The sequence below is a fragment of the Ruegeria sp. AF7 genome (genome assembly GCF_056541885.1).
Genome location: NZ_JBQFYX010000001.1, coordinates 166,225 through 186,684, shown reverse-complemented (window position 1 = coordinate 186,684; position 20,460 = coordinate 166,225). Strand labels below are relative to the sequence as shown.

22 protein-coding genes are annotated in these 20,460 nt (G+C 55.7%); 12 read left to right on the top strand and 10 right to left on the bottom strand.

The window, feature by feature from the left end; all coding sequences use genetic code 11:
* Nucleotides 1-130: 130 nt before the first annotated feature.
* The 3 genes from ACR0AP_RS00940 to fabD form a co-directional block, all read right to left on the bottom strand.
* The gene (locus ACR0AP_RS00940) at nucleotides 131-364 is read right to left on the bottom strand and encodes an acyl carrier protein (RefSeq protein WP_050602116.1); all 234 of its coding nucleotides are present in this window, start codon (nucleotides 362-364) and stop codon (nucleotides 131-133) included.
* Nucleotides 365-571: 207 nt separating this feature from the next.
* Nucleotides 572-1,309, bottom strand: a complete 738-nt coding sequence (gene fabG, locus ACR0AP_RS00935) for a 3-oxoacyl-[acyl-carrier-protein] reductase (protein ID WP_480504723.1) — start codon at nucleotides 1,307-1,309, stop codon at nucleotides 572-574.
* 42 nt (nucleotides 1,310-1,351) lie between these two features.
* Nucleotides 1,352-2,290: an ACP S-malonyltransferase gene (fabD, locus tag ACR0AP_RS00930; protein WP_480504721.1), complete on the bottom strand. Its 939-nt coding sequence runs from the start codon at nucleotides 2,288-2,290 to the stop codon at nucleotides 1,352-1,354.
* A 174-nt stretch (nucleotides 2,291-2,464) separates the two neighbouring features.
* Between fabD and ACR0AP_RS00925 the strand changes: the two genes are divergently transcribed.
* Nucleotides 2,465-3,688, top strand: coding sequence for a cytochrome b/b6 domain-containing protein (locus ACR0AP_RS00925; protein ID WP_480504719.1), 1,224 nt, complete (start codon nucleotides 2,465-2,467; stop codon nucleotides 3,686-3,688).
* A gap of 58 nt (nucleotides 3,689-3,746) precedes the next feature.
* Here the strand turns inward: ACR0AP_RS00925 and ACR0AP_RS00920 are convergent, their stop codons facing one another.
* A complete protein-coding gene (locus tag ACR0AP_RS00920; RefSeq protein ID WP_267364582.1) occupies nucleotides 3,747-4,319 on the bottom strand; it encodes a YceI family protein in 573 nt (190 codons plus the stop codon).
* A gap of 125 nt (nucleotides 4,320-4,444) precedes the next feature.
* Complete coding sequence (locus tag ACR0AP_RS00915) at nucleotides 4,445-4,963, bottom strand: hypothetical protein (protein WP_480504717.1); 519 nt, start codon at nucleotides 4,961-4,963, stop codon at nucleotides 4,445-4,447.
* A 281-nt stretch (nucleotides 4,964-5,244) separates the two neighbouring features.
* On the opposite strand from ACR0AP_RS00915, the gene rpsF reads away from it, so the two are divergent.
* From rpsF to ACR0AP_RS00885, 6 genes are all read left to right on the top strand, one after another.
* Nucleotides 5,245-5,598: a 30S ribosomal protein S6 gene (gene rpsF / locus ACR0AP_RS00910; RefSeq protein WP_209503558.1), complete on the top strand. Its 354-nt coding sequence runs from the start codon at nucleotides 5,245-5,247 to the stop codon at nucleotides 5,596-5,598.
* Between the two features lie 28 nt (nucleotides 5,599-5,626).
* Nucleotides 5,627-5,854: a 30S ribosomal protein S18 gene (gene rpsR, locus ACR0AP_RS00905; RefSeq protein WP_005608650.1), complete on the top strand. Its 228-nt coding sequence runs from the start codon at nucleotides 5,627-5,629 to the stop codon at nucleotides 5,852-5,854.
* 12 nt (nucleotides 5,855-5,866) lie between these two features.
* The gene (rplI, locus tag ACR0AP_RS00900) at nucleotides 5,867-6,487 is read left to right on the top strand and encodes a 50S ribosomal protein L9 (RefSeq protein ID WP_267364588.1); all 621 of its coding nucleotides are present in this window, start codon (nucleotides 5,867-5,869) and stop codon (nucleotides 6,485-6,487) included.
* Between the two features lie 166 nt (nucleotides 6,488-6,653).
* Nucleotides 6,654-7,139 carry a transglycosylase SLT domain-containing protein gene (locus tag ACR0AP_RS00895; protein WP_480504716.1) on the top strand — a complete coding sequence of 162 codons (486 nt, stop codon included), beginning with the start codon at nucleotides 6,654-6,656 and terminating at the stop codon, nucleotides 7,137-7,139.
* A 235-nt stretch (nucleotides 7,140-7,374) separates the two neighbouring features.
* On the top strand, nucleotides 7,375-8,076 hold the full coding sequence (locus ACR0AP_RS00890; RefSeq protein ID WP_267364591.1) for a LuxR family transcriptional regulator: 702 nt from the start codon (nucleotides 7,375-7,377) through the stop codon (nucleotides 8,074-8,076).
* A 107-nt stretch (nucleotides 8,077-8,183) separates the two neighbouring features.
* Complete coding sequence (locus tag ACR0AP_RS00885; RefSeq protein ID WP_480480382.1) at nucleotides 8,184-9,038, top strand: acyl-homoserine-lactone synthase; 855 nt, start codon at nucleotides 8,184-8,186, stop codon at nucleotides 9,036-9,038.
* Between the two features lie 103 nt (nucleotides 9,039-9,141).
* On the opposite strand, the gene tig is transcribed toward ACR0AP_RS00885, so the two are convergent.
* The 3 genes from tig to ACR0AP_RS00870 all read right to left on the bottom strand — a co-directional run bounded on the left by tig (nucleotide 9,142) and on the right by ACR0AP_RS00870 (nucleotide 13,724).
* A complete protein-coding gene (tig, locus tag ACR0AP_RS00880; RefSeq protein WP_480504714.1) occupies nucleotides 9,142-10,473 on the bottom strand; it encodes a trigger factor in 1,332 nt (443 codons plus the stop codon).
* Between the two features lie 173 nt (nucleotides 10,474-10,646).
* Nucleotides 10,647-11,771, bottom strand: a complete 1,125-nt coding sequence (locus ACR0AP_RS00875) for a porin (protein ID WP_480504712.1) — start codon at nucleotides 11,769-11,771, stop codon at nucleotides 10,647-10,649.
* A 309-nt stretch (nucleotides 11,772-12,080) separates the two neighbouring features.
* Entirely contained in the window at nucleotides 12,081-13,724 is a 1,644-nt protein-coding gene (locus ACR0AP_RS00870; protein ID WP_480504711.1) for an NAD(P)H-hydrate dehydratase, read from the bottom strand.
* Between the two features lie 169 nt (nucleotides 13,725-13,893).
* Here ACR0AP_RS00870 and ACR0AP_RS00865 point away from each other — a divergent pair, with 169 nt between their 5' ends.
* The 4 genes from ACR0AP_RS00865 (at nucleotide 13,894) to ACR0AP_RS00850 (ending at nucleotide 17,852) form a co-directional block, all read left to right on the top strand.
* Nucleotides 13,894-14,232, top strand: a complete 339-nt coding sequence (locus tag ACR0AP_RS00865) for a P-II family nitrogen regulator (RefSeq protein ID WP_209503542.1) — start codon at nucleotides 13,894-13,896, stop codon at nucleotides 14,230-14,232.
* Nucleotides 14,233-14,265: 33 nt separating this feature from the next.
* Complete coding sequence (gene glnA / locus ACR0AP_RS00860) at nucleotides 14,266-15,672, top strand: type I glutamate--ammonia ligase (RefSeq protein WP_267366350.1); 1,407 nt, start codon at nucleotides 14,266-14,268, stop codon at nucleotides 15,670-15,672.
* 288 nt (nucleotides 15,673-15,960) lie between these two features.
* Nucleotides 15,961-16,749 carry a lytic murein transglycosylase gene (locus ACR0AP_RS00855; protein ID WP_480504709.1) on the top strand — a complete coding sequence of 263 codons (789 nt, stop codon included), beginning with the start codon at nucleotides 15,961-15,963 and terminating at the stop codon, nucleotides 16,747-16,749.
* 200 nt (nucleotides 16,750-16,949) lie between these two features.
* Entirely contained in the window at nucleotides 16,950-17,852 is a 903-nt protein-coding gene (locus ACR0AP_RS00850) for a hypothetical protein (protein ID WP_480504707.1), read from the top strand.
* Nucleotides 17,853-17,888: 36 nt separating this feature from the next.
* Here the strand turns inward: ACR0AP_RS00850 and ACR0AP_RS00845 are convergent, their stop codons facing one another.
* On the bottom strand, nucleotides 17,889-18,632 hold the full coding sequence (locus ACR0AP_RS00845) for a heme-dependent oxidative N-demethylase family protein (protein WP_480504705.1): 744 nt from the start codon (nucleotides 18,630-18,632) through the stop codon (nucleotides 17,889-17,891).
* Between the two features lie 122 nt (nucleotides 18,633-18,754).
* On the opposite strand from ACR0AP_RS00845, the gene dddP reads away from it, so the two are divergent.
* Entirely contained in the window at nucleotides 18,755-20,098 is a 1,344-nt protein-coding gene (gene dddP / locus ACR0AP_RS00840) for a dimethylsulfonioproprionate lyase DddP (RefSeq protein WP_480480368.1), read from the top strand.
* Nucleotides 20,099-20,108: 10 nt separating this feature from the next.
* Here the strand turns inward: dddP and ACR0AP_RS00835 are convergent, their stop codons facing one another.
* Nucleotides 20,109-20,303: a hypothetical protein gene (locus ACR0AP_RS00835; protein WP_480480366.1), complete on the bottom strand. Its 195-nt coding sequence runs from the start codon at nucleotides 20,301-20,303 to the stop codon at nucleotides 20,109-20,111.
* Nucleotides 20,304-20,460 lie beyond the last annotated feature (157 nt).

Genomic DNA, 20,460 nt, shown 5'->3' with positions numbered 1-20,460 from the left:
CACTTTGAGTTTTGCCTCAGTGGAAACAGTGCGCAGGCCACAATAGCCACGCAAGCCCGAAATTCGGCCGGGCATAAAAAAACGGCGCCCCCGTTGCCCGGAAGCGCCGATTTTAATCAGAAAGAAACGCTTAGGACGCTTCGCTGATGAACTTGACGGCGTCGCCAAAGGTCTGGATGGTCTCGGCTGCGTCATCGGGGATCTCGATGCCGAACTCTTCTTCGAAGGCCATGACCAGCTCAACAGTGTCCAGGCTGTCTGCGCCCAGATCGTCGATGAAGGACGCGTTTTCCACGACTTTATCTTCTTCAACACCCAGGTGCTCAACAACGATCTTCTTAACGCGATCTGCGACGTCGCTCATGTCTATTCCTCATTCCTTTACAGGGCGGTCCGCCCGATTCTGCCCTTGCCCGCACGGGTTGGCTTTGGTTTGCCCGTTTTGGGCGGTTTCGGTCCCGGCGAACCGGGAAATAGAAGGCCGACCTGAACGACCGGCCCCGCATAGATGCGCCGCCTATAGCATAGTCGACGCAAGAGGCAAACGCTTTCGCACTTGCCCCTGTCGCGCTCACAACATGGCCATACCGCCGTTCACATGCAAGGTGCTTCCGGTAACATAGCCCGCTTCGGGGCTGGAAAGATACAGAACGGCAGCTGCAATTTCCTCCGGATCGCCCATGCGCCCGGCCGGAACCTTGAGCAACAGACCCTTTTTCTGTTCCTCAGTCAGTTTCTCGGTCATTGCCGTCGTGATAAATCCAGGTGCCACGGCATTCACAGTAATTCCGCGGGTCGCGACTTCGTGGGCCAAAGCCTTGGAAAACCCGATCATACCGGCCTTCGATGCGGCATAGTTCGCCTGCCCCGGATTACCGATTGCGGCCACAACGGACGAGACATTGACGATACGACCCCAGCGCGCCTTCATCATGCCCCGGATCACCCCTTTGCACAGTTTCATGGTCGAGGTCATGTTCACGTCAATGACGCTTTGCCATTCTTCATCAGACATGCGCATGAACAGGTTGTCGCGCGTGATTCCGGCGTTGTTTACAAGAATGTCCACCGATCCCATCGCCTCGACCGCTTGCTTTGGCAACGCTTCAACGGCTTCCGGGTCACTCAGATTGCAGGGCAGAACATGCGCGCGTTCACCCAGTTCGTCGGCCAGAGCCTGAAGCGGTTCAACGCGTGTACCGGACAACCCAACCGTTGCACCTGCGCCATGCAACGCCCGTGCGATGTGGCCTCCGATACCGCCCGAAGCACCGGTGATCAGCGCATTCTTACCTGTTAAATCAAACATTCGGTTTCCCTCTTGCTGCGTCGGTTACAACGCGAATTGAGCTTACGATTCGGCCTGAATGGCCTTCTGGACGTCTTCCGGTGTACCCACAGCCTTGCCCGCGATTTCGCGATCGATCTTGCGGATCATACCGGACAGCGCTTTGCCAGCGCCGATTTCCCATGTTTCAGTCACGCCTTGAGCCGCCATATATTGCACGCTTTCCCGCCAGCGAACCGAACCCGTCACCTGCTCGACCAGCAATTGACGGATCAGATCCGGGTCGCTGACAGCCTCAGCGCGCACATTGGCCACCAAAGGTACGACAGGGGCCTTAATTTCGACGGCAGCAAGCGCTTCTGCCATTACATCTGCAGCAGGTTTCATCAGCGCACAGTGAAATGGAGCACTTACCGGCAACATAACGGCACGTTTTGCACCTTTTTCCTTGGCGATCTCGGCTGCGCGCTCGACAGCGGCTTTTGAACCCGACACGACGACCTGTGTGGGATCGTTGTCATTTGCGGCCTGACAGACCTCGCCCTGTGCGGCTTCTTCCGCCACGGCGCCCACGGCCTCCAGATCCAGCCCCAGAATGGCGGCCATGGCCCCCTTGCCCACGGGTACGGCGCTTTGCATGGCCTGACCACGGGTGCGCAACAGACGCGCAGTATCTGCAACAGACAAGGCGCCCGCCGCGGCCAGAGCCGAGTATTCACCCAGTGAATGCCCCGCCACAAAAGCCGCCTTGCTGACAGATACGCCTTCGGCTTCCAAAGCGCGCATGGCTGCCATCGACGTTGCCATCAACGCGGGTTGTGCATTCTGGGTCAGTGTCAGGTCAGCAATATCGCCGTCCCAGATCAGGCTGCTCAACTTCTCGCCCAACGCGTCGTCCACCTCATCGAAGATGGCCTGAGCTGCCGGGTAGGCCTCAGCCAGAGCTTTGCCCATACCTATGGTCTGGGCGCCTTGCCCCGGGAAAACGAACGCGAGTGTCATTGCAACCTCATGGATGGTGTCAGGTTGCGGCGGGGTGTAAACTGACTGACCGTCTGGCACAAGCATTGCCTGCTTTCTGCATTCTGGCACCATTTGTGTGCACCCGCGCTCACTTGTGTCTGTTTCATCCGGCTTTACCTTGGGCACACCCTAGAATCCCGGAGCGCCCGACATATGCAATCGACCAATTCCTTTTCAAGCTACGGCAGCATCGCAAAGACGTTTCATTGGCTGACCGCGTTGCTGATCTTCACAGCTTTGCCCCTCGGCTGGGTCGCAGACAATCTGGCGCATGCGGTATTACACTCGGCGACTGCCCCTACCGAGGTGGAAATTGCCCGCGCCGCGCGCGTGTTCTCGTTGCACAAGACCGTCGGGGTCACCGTGTTCTTCGTGGCATTGGCCCGCATTCTCTGGGCGTTCACCCAAACCAAGCCCGGCCTTCTGAATGCTGACAACAAGCCCGAAGCCTTCGCCGCTGAAACCGTCCACTGGCTGCTTTACGGTTCGCTTGTCCTTGTACCGCTGACTGGTTGGATTCACCACGCCGCGACCGAAGGCTTTGCCCCAATCCTTTGGCCCTTCGGCCAAAACCTGCCTTTTGTACCGAAATCCACCGCCGTGGCCGAGGTTACAGGGGTTCTGCACTGGCTATTCATGTGGGTTCTGGTTGTTTCCCTTGTCCTGCATGTCGCAGGTGCGCTGAAACATCACGTCATAGACAAGGACAGCACATTGCGCCGGATGTTGCCGGGCCTGTCTGATGTGCCGGAACCACCACATCAAACCCATTCACTGATTCCAGCCGTCGCCGCACTGGCGGTCTGGGGCGTCGTCGTCACCGGTGGCTGGGCAACTGGAAAGCTTGCCCAAAACGTTGAAAAAACCCCGGATGTCCAACTGGCCGAGGTTCAATCTGAATGGCAGGTTCAGAACGGCACGCTGTCGATTACCATTTCGCAACTGAACAGCCCCGTTACGGGTACGTTTTCCGACTGGACGGCAGCAATTGCCTTTGACGAGCCCACAGGCCCGGGATTGGCGGGATCTGTCGATGTCACGATAGCCATTGGCTCGCTTAGTCTTGGAACCGTAACTGATCAGGCCATGGGGCCGGATTTCTTCGATACCGCCCGGTTCTCAACTGCCCAGTTCAAGGCCGACCTTTATAAAACAGAAAATGGGTACGAGGCGCGCGGCCCGCTTACAATTCGCGACAAGTCGATCGACGTCGTTTTGCCCTTCTCGCTGGATCTTCAGGGCGACACAGCCACAATGGCGGGCACGACCGAGCTTAACCGGCTGGCGTTTGATGTAGGCACATCGCAGCCTACCGAAGACTCGCTGGGCTTTACCGTCGCAGTATCCGTAGAACTCACTGCGGCACGCGGTCAGTAAGGCAAAAAAAAACGCCGGTGATTTGATCACCGGCGTTTTTCTGTTCGTGATTCCGCGATTACTCGGCTTTTTGTGCCTCGACCGAAATCTGGATCTGCACTTCGTCGCTGACAAACGGTGCAAACTGACCCAGGTCGAATTCGCTACGGACCAGCGTTGTTGTGGCATTGAAACCCGCCCAGGGCTGATTTGCCATCGGGTGAGTGTCGGCCTTGTTGAGCTTTGCGTCCAGAACAACCGATTTGGTCACACCGTTCATCGTCAGATCGCCGGTGATGTTCGCGGTGTTGTCACCGGTCACTTCGATTCCTGTAGATGTAAAGGTGATCAAATCTCCTTCGGCCGCGCCAAAGAAATCCTCGGTCATGAAGTGATCTTCACGGGGCTTCCAGCCGGTAAACATCTCCAACACGGGCATCGAAACGTTCACGCTCGAAGCGGCGGGGTTTTCCTGGTCAAACATGATCTCGCCTTCAAAGCCGGAAAACATGCCAGTCGTGGTTGAAAACCCAAGGTGGTCATAGCTGAAAATGACTTGGCTGTGGCTGGGATCCAACACGTATTTCTCGGCGCTGGCGAATGCCGTTGTCGCTGATACGGCCAATGCAGCAGCAAGAAGGGTGGATTTCATATCAATCTCCGCGGTTTTGTGAATGCAGTCCGTCAGGACTGCTTGAATGCAAAATGTGCCACCCAAGGGCAGCACACAACCTTTTTTGATTCACAACTTCTGTTCTTTTTTGAACAGAATAAAACTCAGCCGAAAATTGTTACGCTTTTGCTAAGCTGACCTTTCAGCGCCCGGCTGACATCCGCCGATTCAAGTGGCAGCTTCATCAAAAGACTTCCGTCCACGTCAAACAGATGGACTTCATTCTCTTCGAAACGTGCCCCGCCCAGCGAGTCATAGCTGCGGCGCAGGACAGTCTGAGGGCGTCCGTCTTCGTTTCTCTGCAATACCCGGACTTCGCGGCGGATCGGGTCGAAATAGGCGTCAGGGCGCGGGTCAAGAACCTCGATTGTCAGCAGAGCGACACCAACGACCAGAAACAGCATGGATGCCGCCATCTTGATCGGCCAAACATCTGCGCCGACCACCGATCCGGGCATCAACCACATTGAGAACGCAGAAACGATCAAAAACGCCCCGACCATCCGCGCCAGGATCAGGCGGGCCTTCCAGTTAGGTGCAAACGTGATCATTACCGGCACTGAATTCTCAAATCGCGAGCCGGCAACGTTTTCCTGATATGCGTTTGTGTTAGTAGCGGTCATAACACGTCACCCTTTTAAGGTTACTTTCGAAATTCTGTTGATCCGGTTGATGTCCGGTATGCAAAACAACTTTGAGCCGAAAAGCGTCAGCAATTGGGCGGCCTAAAGGAATTTGGGCGGCGTCTCAGAGGCATATGTGGCAGGGCTTGCCCTTGTGGCTCAGACGTGTATATGGGGCCATCCTTCGCAGTCGTATGAATCGCGCAGCCTCTCGTGGCAGGGTCGCGAAGGAACGTTTGGCCCCGCCTATGAAATGCGCCTTGATATAAACAGGAGTGCACATGCCACTGTATGAGCATGTAATGATCGCGCGTCAGGATCTGTCCAACGCGCAGGCGGAAAGCCTCGTCGAACATTTCGGCACCGTTCTGGCTGACAACGGCGGCAAGCTGGTTGATAGCGAGTACTGGGGCGTCAAGACGATGGCCTACAAGATCAACAAAAACCGCAAGGGCCATTATGCCTTTCTGAAAACCGATGCCCCCTCGGGCGCGGTGCAGGAAATGGAGCGCCTGATGCGCCTGCATGAAGACGTCATGCGCGTTCTGACCATCAAGGTCGACGGCCACGAAGATGGTCCGTCGGTTCAGATGCAGAAGCGTGACGAACGTGGCGAACGCCGCGAGCGCCGTTGATCAACGCCTGAGAAAAGGACACTAAACCATGGCCGCAAAACCATTTTTCCGCCGCCGCAAGGTCTGCCCGTTCTCGGGTGAGAATGCGCCGAAAATCGACTACAAAGACACCCGTCTGCTGCAGCGCTACATCTCTGAGCGTGGCAAGATCGTGCCTTCGCGCATCACCGCCGTTTCGGCGAAAAAGCAGCGTGAACTGGCCCGTGCTATCAAGCGCGCCCGCTTCCTCGCCCTGCTGCCCTACGCTGTGAAGTAAGGAGAGACTGACATGCAAGTTATCCTGCTGGAACGCGTTGCGAAACTGGGTCAGATGGGCGATGTCGTTGACGTTAAGCCCGGCTACGCCCGCAACTTCCTGCTGCCCCAAGGCAAAGCCCTGAGCGCGTCCGACGCCAACATCGCGTCGTTCGAAGCCCAGAAAGCGCAGCTTGAGGCCCGCAACCTGGAAACCAAGAAAGAAGCTGAAGCACTGGCTGAAAAGCTGGACGGTCAGCAGTTCATCGTGATTCGCTCGGCATCGGATGCCGGCGCTCTGTACGGTTCGGTCACCCCGCGTGACGCCGCTGACGCCGCAACCGAAGCAGGTTTCACCGTCGACAAGAAACAGATTGTCCTGATCGCCCCGATCAAAGAACTGGGTCTGCACACTGTCGCAGTGAAACTGCACCCCGAGGTTGAAGTCGAAATCAAAATGAACGTGGCCCGTTCGGCAGAAGAAGCCGAACTGCAGGCTTCGGGCAAATCGATTCAGGAACTGGCTGCTGAAGAAGAAGCCGCTGCTGAATTCGAAATCGCCGAACTGTTCGACGACATCGGCTCGGCCGCTTCGGATGATGATGACATGGTTGCCGACGCGGCACCGGTTGCGGAAGACGAAGCCAAAGCCTGATCCGGCTGCTTGTGAGCATCCTAAAGGCCGCGCCAAAGCGCGGCCTTTTCTTTTTTCCCTTTGTATTCACAAGTCGTACCGGCAAGTTTCAGCCCATTTTCCCGTGTACGCTTGAAGGCTCATTGTCGTTCCGTATCATTGCCGCCGAAATCCAGAGGACCGAAAAATGCTTGTTTATCTGCGCCAAAGTTTCCTGGCACTGTTTCTATTTGTGTCGTTGGTTGCCTGCGGGGCAGACCAGGTCTCCAAGGCGGGTACGCCACATTTTGACCCGCCGCTCCACCCGAATGAAACGCCCGAGCTGAGAGCTTCGATCAACAGATGGGCGGACCATTACGAGATTCCGCGGGAACTGGTTCACAAGCTGGCCATTCGCGAAAGCACACACCGACCATGGGCCGTCAACCGGCCCTATTACGGCCTTCTACAGATCCTGCCAGCCACGGCGCGCTCGATGGGATACACCGGCAAAGCCGAAGGTTTGCTGGACGCCGACACCAACCTTGAGTTTGCCGGGAAGTACTTGCGCGGGGCGTGGATGCTTTCAGATGGGGACCAACGCAGGGCAATTTTTCTGTACGCCAAAGGTTTTTATCCCGAAGCTAAAGCCCGAGGAATGCTGGTCGAAACCGGGCTTAGGCCAACACCCTGACGGTCATTCGCGTCAGAATTCGATCGGAATCAGCACTTGAAACTGAATAGTGACAAAAATGTTCTATTGGTTGTCGCAATATGCGGTATTGCACAGACAATTTAGACCTCTCCTTGTCATGTTTAGAAAAGTATGATGTTCTGACTTGGTGAGGTAAACGGGTTCCACTCTGTGTAATACGCATGCTCGACGACACCATCGGGCAGCAAGATGGGCCACAGCTGGTAGGCGCCACATGGAAATTGTCGATCTGAGCACCCTGCCGGATTCAGAAGTTCGATATACCGAATTTCTAAGGCAAATCTGTGAGAAGCATGACATGGATCATGCTGCCTATGCTGGTATGAATCCGGCGGCAGGAACTGTGGCTGGCTTTGTCACCTATGACGACGCCTGGACTGAGCACTACCAGAAACAGGGTCTGATCATGATTGATCCGACCATCCACATGGCTCGCCGCAGTATTGCGCCGGTGGACTGGAGCCGTCTGGAAAGAAGTCCGGACTTTCAACGCGTGTTCCGGGATGCTCATGATTTTGGCTTGCCTAGTCAGGGTGTTACGATCCCGGTACGCGGCCCTTACGGTGATATTGGCCTGCTGAGCGCTACCCGAAATTGCAGCAAGGAAGAGTGGCGTAAGCTTTACACGAACTTTATCGGCGATTTGCAGGCCATGGCCGTGCACATCCACGACAACGTCGTGTCCTCGGATCAGCTGACCGGCGCACTATATCATCCGACATTGTCCTCTCGCGAAGCGGAAATCCTGCAATGGGTCGCTGCAGGTAAGTCGCAGCAGGATATCGGCGATATTTTGTCGATTTCGCACCGAACCGTAGAAGTACACTTGCGTTCGAGCCGGGAAAAGCTTAGTGCGCTGACCACCCCTCAGGCCGTAGGGCGGGCGATAGCGATCGGGCTTATTACCCCGGGATAAACAAAAAAATCCCCAAATTCCGCCAAAATACGGGAATCCCCCAATAGAAAAATCCTTCGAGAGCGGTAACGTCAATATTACCGAACAACCACTCGAAGGGGGAAGAAATGATCATCGTGGTAGATGGCCTGAACAGACATATGTTCAGCGAAGTTCTTGACGAAATGTTCGAGTTGAGAGCACGTGTTTTTGGCGGACGTCTTGGATGGGACGTAAAGATCGAAGACGGTAAGGAAATTGATGAATTCGATCATCTGGACCCGGCATATGTAATCGGACTCGACGACGGGGGGAATGTCGTCGCAGCCGTGCGTGCCCTTCAGACCACAGGACCTCATATGTTGTCGGATGTGTTTTCGGCAATCCTTTGCGGGGAAGCACCACTTCGCAGCGCAACCATGTGGGAATCGACACGCTTCTGCGTGGACACGCAGCGTCTTACACGCGGCAAGGAAAAGAATTCTGTCTCTTATGCCACCTGCGAGCTGATGATCGGCTCTCTGGAATATGCCAAGAACGCAGGCATTCAGGATATCATCACCGTAATCGATCCGGTTATGGACCGGGTCCTGAAACGGTCGAACTGCGCGCCATACGACTATGTCGGTGAAACGGTTCCCATGGGGAAAGTTTCGGCACTGGCCGCGCTGTTGGATTGTACTGATGAACGCATCTCGGGCCTGCGTGAGTTTGCAGGCATCCATGAGAACGTCTTTATGGATGACGAAGAGGCACTGGCACTGTTTGCAGCCAAGAAGGCAGCAACCCAGAGCCCGGCCAATCAGGATCACAAGCCACTGACTGATCTTGAGAAGTATTTTGTGGAACAGATGAGCGCCGCAAGAAACGAAGCTGAACGCCAAGACGTTCTGAAGCTGATCGAAGCGCTCTCGGATACGTTCACACCAGAGCAGAAGATCGCTCTGCTAGATACCCCCCGTGCTTTTGCTCATGAGGCCTGACCCCCTCACCTCATAGATACAAAAGCCACCCATGCGGAGCCGTCTGTTTACAGGCGGCTCCGTTTTTTTTACCCCTCTCTGAACAAAGAGGGAAGGAAGAGGATTATTCCTCTTCCAATGCCTCAATGGCTTTTTGCAGGTCGTCCTTGCTGACTTCCTTGTCGCTGACCTGCGCCAGCTCGAACACATAGTCGACAACCTTGTCTTCGAAGATCGGCGCGCGCAGTTGCTGCTGCATCTGAGCGTTCTGCTGCACGAACTCGAAGAACTGGCGTTCCTGACCCGGGTACTGACGCGCCTGGTTCATGATCGCCTGGGTCATCTCGGCGTCGGTGACTTCCACCTCTGCCTTCTGGCCCAGCTCGGCCAGCAGCAGACCCAGACGCACGCGGCGTTCGGCCAGCTTGTTGTGCTCATCGGTGGGTTCGATCTCACCGTGGTCATGACCGGTTACTTCAGGGTTTTCCTCGTGCCACAGCTGATGTGCAATCTGCTTGGCTTCGGCTTCAACCAGCGACGGTGGCAGGTCGAACGACACTTTTTCGTCCAGCACGTCCAGCAGGGCCCGCTTCATGACCGCGCGCGACGCGCCCGCATATTCTGCTTCGAGACGTTCCGAAATCTGAGTTTTCAGAGCGGCCAGATCCTCGGCGCCGAACTTCATCGCCAGCTCATCGTTGATCTCGGCTGCAACCGGCTCTTTCACTTCCTTGATCGTGCAGGTGAAGACCGCGTCTTTTCCGGCCAGGTGTTCGGCACCATATTCTTCCGGGAATGTCACGTTGACGTCTTTTTCTTCCTCGGCCTTCACACCGACCAGTTGCTCTTCAAAACCGGGGATGAAGCTGTTTGACCCCAGAACCAACGGGTAATCTTCGGCCGATCCACCTTCGAATTCTTCGCCATCAACCTTGCCGACAAAATCGAACACGATCTGGTCGCCATCCTTGGCTTTCGAACCCTTGCGGCGGGCTTTGAAGTCCTGAGCGGTTTCAGCCAGGTTATTCAGCGCTTCCTCGACGGCGGCGTCATCCGCCTTGACGATCAGCTTGTCCAGCGCAACCGATTTCAGATCGACCTCAGGGATCGCGGGCAGCGCTTCGTAGGACATCGCGACCTCGATATCGTCGCCTTCTTTCCAGTCCTCGTTGGTCATCTTGACTTCGGGCTGCAGCGCGGGGCGGTCGCCGCTGTCCTCGAAATGCTTGTTCATTGCACCGTCGATGGATTCCTGCATCGCCTCACCCAGCAGGCGTTGGCCAAACTGCTTTTTCAGCAGCGCCATCGGCACCTTGCCTTTGCGGAAGCCTTTCATTTCGATTTCCGGCTGTGCTTCGGTCAGCTTTTCATTGACCTTGTCGTCCAGTTCGGCTGCGGTCACAACGATGTTGTAGCCGCGTTTCAGACCTTCGTTCAGCGTCTCGGTAACCTGCATTTTGGTAGTCCCCATAGGATTCGGGGCGCGCAAAACGGGCGCGCCGGGCAAATTTGACGCCTTCTATTTGCCCTGCCGCCAACGTGCAAGGGGCAAAGGCTGAATCAACCTGGTTTTGGCAAAAAAGAACGCCCCGAAAACCGGGGCGTTCGTGTTGGATCGCTGGAAGGCAATTAAAACTTCCAGCGCGCGCCCAAAACCCAGGCCTCGTTGTTTTCGAACGACGTTCCGTCATCGAAATCGTGGTTGCGATACTTCAGGTAAACATCGGTATTGATCGCTTCGACCTTCTGCACGACAGCGATACCCCATGCCTTGGTGTCGGACCCGTTGGTCTCGAAATCCGCGCCGTCATAATAGTCGATGCCGACACCTGTCTTACCCCAGGATACCCAGTTCCCCTCGTACGAGACCTTGCCGTACCAGTAATTCGGGTCCGTCTGGCCAGCTCGGTCATCGTCACGCGTGCCGCCGGCAATCGTGAACCCCAGACCGCTGGGCAACAGCACCGAGGCCGAACCGAGTGTATCCTTGCGATCCCCTGAATTGTCATCCCGCTCCCGCACCGAATACGCGACAGCTGCCGCAAACTCTACACCGCCTGCAAAGGTGTTTTCATAGAACACGCCGACATCGTAGTAGTCATCATCGTCACTGCTGGACAGAATGTTCTGACCATATGCAAAAGCGGCCGAGAATCCGTTAACCGTTGGAGTGTCATACCGGACGCGCCCACGACGTGAGCCATCAAAGTTGCTGGAACTGTCACCAACCGTAATACCGCTCAGCACACCGTTTGTGCCGCGATAGAAAAAGCCAGAGTTCTCATCGTTTGTGAACGAATACAGCGCGGTGCCGACATAGGACAGGTCCACTTCTGCAGCACCATCTGCCGCCATGCTGCCCTGACCTGCCGAGAACTTGCCGTAGCTGCCCTTCAAGGCAAAATCCACAAACCGGATATCGTCGCGGGTCCAGCCGCTAAAGTTTGTACCGTTCTGGTTCCATTCAGTCGAGTTCGGCAATCCCAACGCCGATTCCAAGCGGAAGGTAAACTCGTTCTGGCCAAATGGCTGCATCAGACGCAGGCCAACCCGGCTGTTCGACAGATCGTTGTCGAGGACCCGGGTCTCGGTATCTTGGCCGTCATCAACCGAAATCAAGGCCGGGTTTAACTGCCCGTAAAGCAGCACATAGCCGCCGCTGTTATTTTCGTATTTCAGCTCTGCGGCTGCCGGAACAGCGACCGTGGCAGTCAGAAAGGCGGCAACCGATATCTTTTTGATATTTGGGGTCATTTCACTCACCATAGTTGGTTCAGGGTTCAGATACTGCCCATTTGTTTACTGAATCCGAGCGTTCCAGTGGTCTGCGCCTTGTCTTACGCAAGAATTGTATTTTAGCAACAGAACATACTAATAATTTGGATATTTTACATTATTTTTCATTAACTTACAAGATACAGCTCCATCTCGTACTGGCAGCTTGCAAACAATTAGTGATGCCTGCCTATGCACCTGGCAAATATGCGGTATGCATCTGCGCACATCTTGACAGCGAAAACATGCCATTCTGACAGAGCCTGAGCTGCTTTCTGCCCAAAACAACTAGATATTCAGCTGTTTGAAAACATCGGGCAACTGCTCAGGCAGATCCTCGGCGATCAATCCCGGCCCGAAACGACGCGCGCATTCCACGTGCAGCCACGCTGCTGTCTCAGCCGCCGCCATCGCATCGAATCCCCGCGCCAGTAGCCCGGCGATGTAACCGGCCAACACATCGCCTGACCCGGCGGTTGCAAGCCAAGGGGCTGCGCGACCATAGCATGCGGCATTGATCGAACATCGCCCGTCCGGGGCAGCAATGACTGTATCCGGCCCTTTGAACAACACGACACATCCCGCGCGTGCCGATGCCTCTCGCGTTGCGTCCACCTTGGAATAGGCGGGGCCTCTGACCGGCGTTTCGCTCAGCTTTTCAGCCAGATCGGGGAACAGCCGCGCAAACTCACCGCCATGCGGGGTCAGAACGCAGTGGTCATGCAACATTTCAAACAAGTTTCCGGGATCGCCCGCAAATGCCGTCAGCGCATCCGCATCCAGAACCGTCGCACGTTTCGCAATCAGGGCGACTGGCACCAGGTCCCGGGCTCGCTCCAACCCCAGACCAGGGCCAAGACAAAGGGCGTTCATCCGCACGTCCTGCAGTACGTCTGACAGCATTTGAGACCCATCAACGCACTGTAGCATGAGGGCGGTGATCCGGCTCGCAACCTCTGCTAAAGCCAAGGATGGCACCCCCAGCGTCACCAACCCTGCCCCAATCCGCAACGCCCCCCGCGCGGCCAGTCGCGCCGCACCTGTCTTGCCGGGCCCACCCGAAAGGATCAGGGCATGCCCATGGGTGTATTTGTGCTCATTCATACTCTTACCAAGGCAAACCCCAGGCAGATTTTCCACAGCCTTCGAAATCTCGTCGCCCCCCGCATCCTGCCTCAACCCGATATCTTTCGTGACAACATGTCCGCAAAAATATGGTCCCTCACTCAGCACGTGGCCAAGCTTTCTCGAATGAAACGAAACCGTAAGTGCTGATCGTGCACAGCGACGTCCATGCTGAGGGAAAAGTTCTCCCACGACTTTACCTGAGTCTGCGCAAAGACCTGAAGGAACGTCTATCGCGACCGTGCGTGGAGGAACTATGTGCGTACCTCCATCCTGACGCCGCAACTCCCATGCCGTCTCTGCGTCATCATATGCCCAAAGAACTTCCCATAGCCTCACATCTTCAATCGATCTTGTTAGACCGGTCCCAAACAATGCGTCGATGAGAATATCCGGATAAAAGATTCTGCCCCGTGCGATCTCAGATACATCCTTTGCCGAACCACCCCATCGCTCATAATTCACCCGGGCATCCGGCGGCAACTTTTCGGGATCGCCATACAGGAATACCTCAACCTTCCAGCCCAGTTCCCGCAAAAGCCGCGCCACGACAAACCCGTCACCGCCGTTGTTTCCGGGCCCGCACAATACGACTGCACGCAGCGGATCCTCTTCATCTTTTTCCAAATACTCCGGGAAGCGCGAGGGGCTGGCCCCTCGCCTGTCCAGATCCGGCCATTCCTCGAAGATCGCCTCGACAACACATTGCCCTGCCCGCTCCATCAGTTCCAAACCCGTAACCTCACCGGACCTGATGGCCGCGTGCTCGATGGCTTTCATCTGCGCTGCTGTCAGCAATTCCGTCATATCACACCTTCGCACGATTCAAATTCGATTATTTTTTGTGCAAACCGCCTAAAATTTAGCACAGAGCCTGATTTCAACGGATACCGACCCAACCGATACCGCAATCACGTTGCCGCCCGATCTTAGACGTGATCACTGCGCCTGAGACAACCATTCAAGGTGAGCCGGAATGAAAAAGATCGAAGCGATCATCAAGCCGTTCAAACTGGACGAAGTGAAAGAGGCGTTGCAGGACGTAGGTGTTCAGGGTCTCAGCGTCGTCGAAGTCAAAGGTTTCGGCCGTCAGAAAGGCCATACCGAGCTGTATCGTGGAGCGGAATATGTTGTCGACTTTTTGCCCAAGGTAAAGGTCGAGGTCGTATTGGACGATGACCAGGTTGATGCCGCCATCGAAGCCATCGTGTCGGCTGCCAAGACCGACAAAATCGGCGACGGAAAGATCTTTGTCTCTCCGGTTGAACAAGCCATTCGCATCCGCACCGGCGAGACCGGCTCGGACGCGCTCTAACATACCAATCTTCAAGTCAGAGGAATCAAGAGAATGAGCAAGGACGCAGTTCTTCAGCTGATCAAGGAAGAGGGCGCCGAATATGTCGACGTCCGTTTCACCGACCCCCGCGGCAAGCTGCAGCACGTGACCCTGATGGCCGATCAGGTCGACGAAGACTTCCTGGACGAAGGCTTCATGTTTGATGGTTCGTCCATCGCAGGGTGGAAGTCGATCGAAGCATCGGACATGAAGCTGATGATCGATACCGAAAGTGCATATGTTGATCCGTTCTACGCAGAGAAAACGATTTGCGTGCACTGCTCGGTTGTCGAGCCCGATACAGGCGAAGCCTATGAGCGTGACCCGCGTGGCACAGCGCAGAAAGCCGAAGCATACCTGAAGGCATCAGGAATCGGTGACGTCGCGTATATGGGTCCCGAAGCCGAGTTTTTCCTGTTTGACGATGTCCGTTATTCGAACACAATCAACAAGGTATCCTACGAAGTTGATGCAACTGACGCATCATGGAACACCGACACCGAATACGAAATGGGAAATACGGGCCACCGTCCGGGCGTCAAGGGTGGATACTTCCCGGTGAACCCGATCGACGAAGCACAGGACCTGCGGTCGGAAATGCTGTCGACCATGAAGCGTCTGGGCATGAAGGTCGACAAGCACCACCACGAAGTTGCGTCTTGCCAGCACGAGCTGGGCCTGATCTTCGACAGCCTGACCAAGCAGGCGGATGAGCTGCAAAAGTACAAATATGTCATCCACAACGTGGCTCATGCGTACGGCAAATCGGCAACCTTCATGCCGAAGCCTATCGCAGGTGACAACGGCACCGGCATGCACGTGAACATGTCGATCTGGAAGGACGGCAAGCCGCTGTTCGCAGGCGACAAATACGCAGATCTTTCGGACGAAGCGCTGTACTTCATCGGCGGCATCCTGAAGCACGCCAAGACACTGAACGCCTTCACCAACCCGGCAACCAACAGCTACAAGCGTCTGATCCCCGGTTTCGAAGCACCAGTTCTGCGCGCCTACTCGGCCCGCAACCGTTCGGGTTGTGTTCGTATTCCGTGGACCGAAAGCCCCAAAGCCAAGCGCGTTGAGGCTCGTTTCCCCGACCCGGCTGCGAACCCCTACCTTGCGTTCGCCGCTCTGTTGATGGCTGGCCTGGACGGCATCAAGAACAAGATCGACCCGGGCGAAGCCATGGACAAGAACCTGTACGATCTGCCTGCCGAGGAACTGGCCGGTATCCCGACTGTCTGCGGCAGCTTGCGTGAAGCTCTGGAAGCGCTGGCTTCTGATCACGACTTCCTGCTGCAAGGTGACGTGTTCACCAAAGACCAGATCGACGGCTATATCGCGCTGAAGATGGAAGAGGTCGAAACCTACGAGCACACTCCGCACCCGGTTGAATACGGCATGTATTACAGCTGCTAAGCAATACGGCATGGATTTACAGGGGCGCTTATACGGGCGCCCCTTTTTCATTTGCGCCGGTCCATCGCTGTTCAGCCTTTTCTGGCGCCACAGCGCAGATTAATCACCTTTTTACGTTTGCCCCTGCTCAGTGCACGATGCTGAGGATCTGAAGCCCTTCAAAGACGCTCCGCAGATCAATCAACAGGCATTTGCAGGAACGGTTGGTGCTACTCCAACGAACTGCTTTGCCCAACTCAAAGCTCAAGGTAGGCTGGTCACAGTTTTCAACACTACCGGATTATCTGCATGTTTCGCCTGTACGTATTATTCGCCCTGCTTGTGTCTTCGCCCCTTCTGGCCGCGCCTTGTGGGAATACCAGCGCGGGGTTCGAGGCCTGGAAGGCCGATTTCGCCCAGCAGGCCCGCAAGGCTGGTGTGAAAAAGAAGGGACTTCAGGCGCTTGCCCAGTCGCAATACGCCACGCGCACAATTGCGGCGGATCGCAATCAGAAAAGCTTCAAATACACGCTGGACAAATTCATGCGTGTCAGAGGTGCTGATGCAATCGTCTCGCAGGGGCGCAAGCGCAAGGCAACCAATCCGGGTTTCTACGCTGCGCTTGAACGGCAATACGGTGTTCCGGCGGGCGTTCTGATCGCCATTCACGGCATGGAAACCGGCTTTGGCAATTTTATGGGAGACAGTCAGGTTGTTTCCGCAATCACGACACTGGCCTATGATTGTCGCCGGTCCGAGTTCTTTGTTCCGCACGCAATCGGGGCACTGAAACTGGTCGATGCAGGAAGCATTACCGTGGCGACAAAAGGGGCAAAACATGGCGAGTTGGGTCACACTCAGTTCCTGCCGGGCAACGCCCTGACCTATGGCGTCGATGCCACTGGCGACCGTCGGGTGGACTTCTATGACATGACCGACGCGCTTGCCTCGACCGCCAATTTTCTTCGCAAGAAAGGGTGGAAGCCAGGGCGTGGCTATCAGCCAGGGGAGCGGAATTTTCAAGTGCTGAAACAGTGGAACGCGGCCTCTGTTTATCAGCAATCCATAGCAATCATGGCCGCCCGAATCGACCAATAGCCCGGTCGCACCAAAAACACACTCCGCACCCGCTTTCGCCACATTTCCGCCACAGTGACAAACAAAAGCCTTTAGTTTCTTGGTTTCCAATGCGTAACCAATGCCGGGGTAAAATCACCTTTTTTGCATTTTCCGCCAAATTCTCCTCACGAATGGTTGTTACAGTGTTTGCTGAACAGTACGCAAAAAAGGACAGTGCAGTGGCTCGGAAGCACAGCTACCATGGCGGCCTGCAATTCAATGGCGACGCAAATGGCGCGATCGAGCGTTTTGGCACAATCGTTGCCACGACGCTGGAAGATTACGGCCATCTGGTCGAACGCAAGGCGTTGCTGAGCAATTCCGAAGCAAGCATTGTTTCAAGTCAGTACCTTGTGCGACTGACCCTGGACACAGGCACCCCCGAGCAGGAAGACCGGTACGAGCGTATGGATCGCGCCGCGGGGCTAAAAACGATAACAAAACCCCGCGCCGCAAATCCGCAAAACAGGTTGGTTCTTTCGATCACGCCGGTTTCCCCCCTGCTGGATGACTCCGAGATTTCGGAACTGATGATGGTCGTCATTCTGTATCGCATGGTCGATATTTGTTCGACCCGGCGCGTTGAATGGCTGTCGCCACACACGGTTCTGACGGTCGAGCAGTTCATGAGCGCCTTTGACACTCTGGCCCCCAGCCGAACACGCGACAGAAAACAAATTTTTCAGTCGCTGACCGGGCAATTCTCGGGGGTGAATGTGCCCGAGAACGATGACACCATAAGTGTTCTTCATGCTTCGACGTCCCGCCCGATCCAACTGACAGATGAACAATTGCTCAGCATCGCGTTTCGCAGTGAAGATACAAACAGGCCAGGTCAGGAAACGTTCGATGACGAAGATGGTGTCGCGAAGCCAAGTGACGTTTTGCGTCTCAGCAGTTGGTGCATGACGGGTGTACTGGCTGGCGTTTCGACCCCGATTGCCCTGTCAATGGCTGCCGTCAATCTGATCCGGGGTGAGGATTTTCGCCTCAACACACAGGTGCTTGTCTTTACCTTCGCGATAGTTGCTCTGAACGCAACGAACGCGTTTGCCGATGTTGCGGCCGCCTTGGGCCAATAAGAGAATTACAGAAGACCCTCCTTGGATGCCCCGCCTTTAGGCGGGGTTTTCCATTTTGGGAACCGCGTTCGCGGCCAAAACATAAGTGTGGATTGAAAAGACGACCGCATCCGTTTTCGGCAAGCGCAGCAGGGTTTGCCGCTCGCTTCGCAAGTAGGACGTTTTACGTCGATCTGTGTCGCCCCGCCTGTCATTTGCGCTTCGGGGTTGAAACAGTTCGGGGTCTTCATACCAAAGCGCGTTAAAACGCCAGAGCGGACGGCCGGGCTGTATCCCGTCGAACAGGCGCTGCACCCGCTTGGCGATATTTTCGTCGTAACTTGCGACAGGCACATGGATGTCGATCAGTGGTCGCATGAATTTTTCGGACAAAAGCCAGCTGGCCGGGAAACACAGGATTGCGCCGGTCAATACATGTTCAGTTCCGCGCTTTTGCAGGATGCAAAAATCCTCCTGTACCAGCCTGCACAATGTATCAAGCGGCTGCGCCCGGTCGACTGCGACACTTACTCCGTCGGGTCTGACGACTTCTTCAGCTGCATTGGGATAGACCTGCGACAGCACAAGGTCGAGCAGTTCCCGAGCGGCGGGTTCTGCCTGCGGATCAAGCGCCAGAACGTCATCACGGCGTTCCGTCAGCAGCTTTTCCCGGCGTCGCATCTGACCGGCAAAAGCCTCGTCCCGATGCAACCAGTTTTCCATCGTTGCAGGCTGGATACCCGGCAAAGCACGCGGGTCGCCGACATCATACGGTATTTTATCTTGCAGAATTTTATTCATACCAGCGACTTAGCATGGGTCGAAATATTTGTCGGTCGAAAACGACAGGATCGCCGTCGCATTTTTCCAAGACGATCCACATGGGCACCTTAGGTTTGACTGAACAAGCAACGAGGTCCGTCATGAACAAGCATTACCGAGACACGCGCAAGATTGACCCCAGCCGAGGCGCTACGCTGGGTGATGGCACGCCAAACGAAAATGACCGGATCGAGATCGGGCCGACACAGCTGGCTTTTGACGAATGGGCTGCGGCAGGTCTGGAACTGCCCAATCTTGCACGGATGCGGGAACATCGCTGGAAGCGTCTGACGCAGGCCATCGTTGATCGCGGATACGGAGGTTTGCTGGTTTTTGACCCGCTGAACATCCGCTATGCGACCGACAGCACGAACATGCAGTTATGGAATACGCATAACCCGTTTCGCGCCGTGCTGTTATGTGCCGATGGCTATATGGTGATATGGGACTACAAGAACTCGCCTTTCCTCAGCACGTTCAATCCGCTGGTGCGCGAACAGCGTTCAGGTGCGGACCTGTTTTACTTCGACCGTGGCGACAAGGTGGATATCGCGGCAGATGTCTTTTCGAACGAGGTGCGCGTGCTGATCGATGCGCATGGCGGCGGCAACAAACGTTTGGCTGTCGACAAGATCATGCTGCATGGTCTGCGCGCGCTTGAGGCGCAGGGCTTTGAGGTCATGGAAGGTGAAGAGCTGACCGAAAAGACCCGTGCCGTGAAGGGACCGGATGAGATTCTGGCCATGCGCTGTGCCAATCACGCCTGCGAAACCGCTGTGGCGGAGATGGAGAGCTTTGCACGCGCGAATGTCGGCAATGGCAAGACAACCGAGGATGATATCTGGGCTGTTCTGCACGCGGAAAACATCCGGCGCGGTGGCGAATGGATTGAAACCCGCCTGCTGGCGTCAGGCCAACGCACGAACCCGTGGTTCCAGGAATGCGGCCCACGCATCACGCAGCAAAACGAAATCATCGCCTTCGACACCGACCTGATCGGGTCTTACGGGATTTGCATCGATATCTCGCGCACATGGTGGATTGGCGACCAAAAACCCCGCCCTGACATGATCTATGCCATGCAGCACGCGCATGAACACATCATGACCAACATGCAGATGCTGAAGCCCGGTGTGATGATCCCGGAACTTACCGCCATGTCGCACAGGCTTGACGACAAGTTTCAGGCGCAGAAATACGGTTGCCTGATGCACGGAGTGGGATTGTGTGATGAATGGCCGCTGGTCGCGTATCCGGACAAAGCCGTGGAAGGCGCATATGACTATCCGCTGGAGCCCGGCATGGTGCTGTGCGTCGAAGCCTGCGTTGGCGAAGTCGGTGGCGATTTCAGCATCAAGCTTGAGGATCAGGTTCTCATTACCGAAACCGGGTTTGAGAACCTGTCCAGATATCCCTTTGACCCCCAATTGATGGGGATCGAATAAGGCCGAGCCTTCAATTCGACCAATGGGACCGGCGGACATTTCCATGCCAGTCTTCCGTGGCAGGGCTGACCTGAACCTGTGAACCACCTTGGGGCGCGGGCCAGGATTGGCCGACCGCGAACCCGGCAAGGCCGACCAGAACAATAGCCAGGATCATACGTGAACGCAGGTCGTGTATCTGGGGCGTAATATCTGCATGTGACATCTGTGTCTCCTGTTTCAGCTTTCAGGAACCACAGATGGGATGAGGAGGATCATAAGTGAAACGAATGTTTGTTTGCATCGCCATCACTATTCTTGATAAAAAAAGAAGGTAAGAGCTCCGCCGTCATGCGGCCCGAAGGCGACAGGGATCTTGCGCC

Bases quoted from the DNA above. Each gene is read 5' to 3' on its own strand.
- ACR0AP_RS00940 (WP_050602116.1), bottom strand. From the start codon at position 364: ATGAGCGACGTCGCAGATCGCGTTAAGAAGATCGTTGTTGAGCACCTG.
- fabG (WP_480504723.1), bottom strand. From the start codon at position 1,309: ATGTTTGATTTAACAGGTAAGAATGCGCTGATCACCGGTGCTTCGGGC.
- fabD (WP_480504721.1), bottom strand. From the start codon at position 2,290: ATGACACTCGCGTTCGTTTTCCCGGGGCAAGGCGCCCAGACCATAGGT.
- ACR0AP_RS00925 (WP_480504719.1), top strand. From the start codon at position 2,465: ATGCAATCGACCAATTCCTTTTCAAGCTACGGCAGCATCGCAAAGACG.
- ACR0AP_RS00920 (WP_267364582.1), bottom strand. From the start codon at position 4,319: ATGAAATCCACCCTTCTTGCTGCTGCATTGGCCGTATCAGCGACAACG.
- ACR0AP_RS00915 (WP_480504717.1), bottom strand. From the start codon at position 4,963: ATGACCGCTACTAACACAAACGCATATCAGGAAAACGTTGCCGGCTCG.
- rpsF (WP_209503558.1), top strand. From the start codon at position 5,245: ATGCCACTGTATGAGCATGTAATGATCGCGCGTCAGGATCTGTCCAAC.
- rpsR (WP_005608650.1), top strand. From the start codon at position 5,627: ATGGCCGCAAAACCATTTTTCCGCCGCCGCAAGGTCTGCCCGTTCTCG.
- rplI (WP_267364588.1), top strand. From the start codon at position 5,867: ATGCAAGTTATCCTGCTGGAACGCGTTGCGAAACTGGGTCAGATGGGC.
- ACR0AP_RS00895 (WP_480504716.1), top strand. From the start codon at position 6,654: ATGCTTGTTTATCTGCGCCAAAGTTTCCTGGCACTGTTTCTATTTGTG.
- ACR0AP_RS00890 (WP_267364591.1), top strand. From the start codon at position 7,375: ATGGAAATTGTCGATCTGAGCACCCTGCCGGATTCAGAAGTTCGATAT.
- ACR0AP_RS00885 (WP_480480382.1), top strand. From the start codon at position 8,184: ATGATCATCGTGGTAGATGGCCTGAACAGACATATGTTCAGCGAAGTT.
- tig (WP_480504714.1), bottom strand. From the start codon at position 10,473: ATGCAGGTTACCGAGACGCTGAACGAAGGTCTGAAACGCGGCTACAAC.
- ACR0AP_RS00875 (WP_480504712.1), bottom strand. From the start codon at position 11,771: ATGACCCCAAATATCAAAAAGATATCGGTTGCCGCCTTTCTGACTGCC.
- ACR0AP_RS00870 (WP_480504711.1), bottom strand. From the start codon at position 13,724: ATGACGGAATTGCTGACAGCAGCGCAGATGAAAGCCATCGAGCACGCG.
- ACR0AP_RS00865 (WP_209503542.1), top strand. From the start codon at position 13,894: ATGAAAAAGATCGAAGCGATCATCAAGCCGTTCAAACTGGACGAAGTG.
- glnA (WP_267366350.1), top strand. From the start codon at position 14,266: ATGAGCAAGGACGCAGTTCTTCAGCTGATCAAGGAAGAGGGCGCCGAA.
- ACR0AP_RS00855 (WP_480504709.1), top strand. From the start codon at position 15,961: ATGTTTCGCCTGTACGTATTATTCGCCCTGCTTGTGTCTTCGCCCCTT.
- ACR0AP_RS00845 (WP_480504705.1), bottom strand. From the start codon at position 18,632: ATGAATAAAATTCTGCAAGATAAAATACCGTATGATGTCGGCGACCCG.
- dddP (WP_480480368.1), top strand. From the start codon at position 18,755: ATGAACAAGCATTACCGAGACACGCGCAAGATTGACCCCAGCCGAGGC.
- ACR0AP_RS00835 (WP_480480366.1), bottom strand. From the start codon at position 20,303: ATGTCACATGCAGATATTACGCCCCAGATACACGACCTGCGTTCACGT.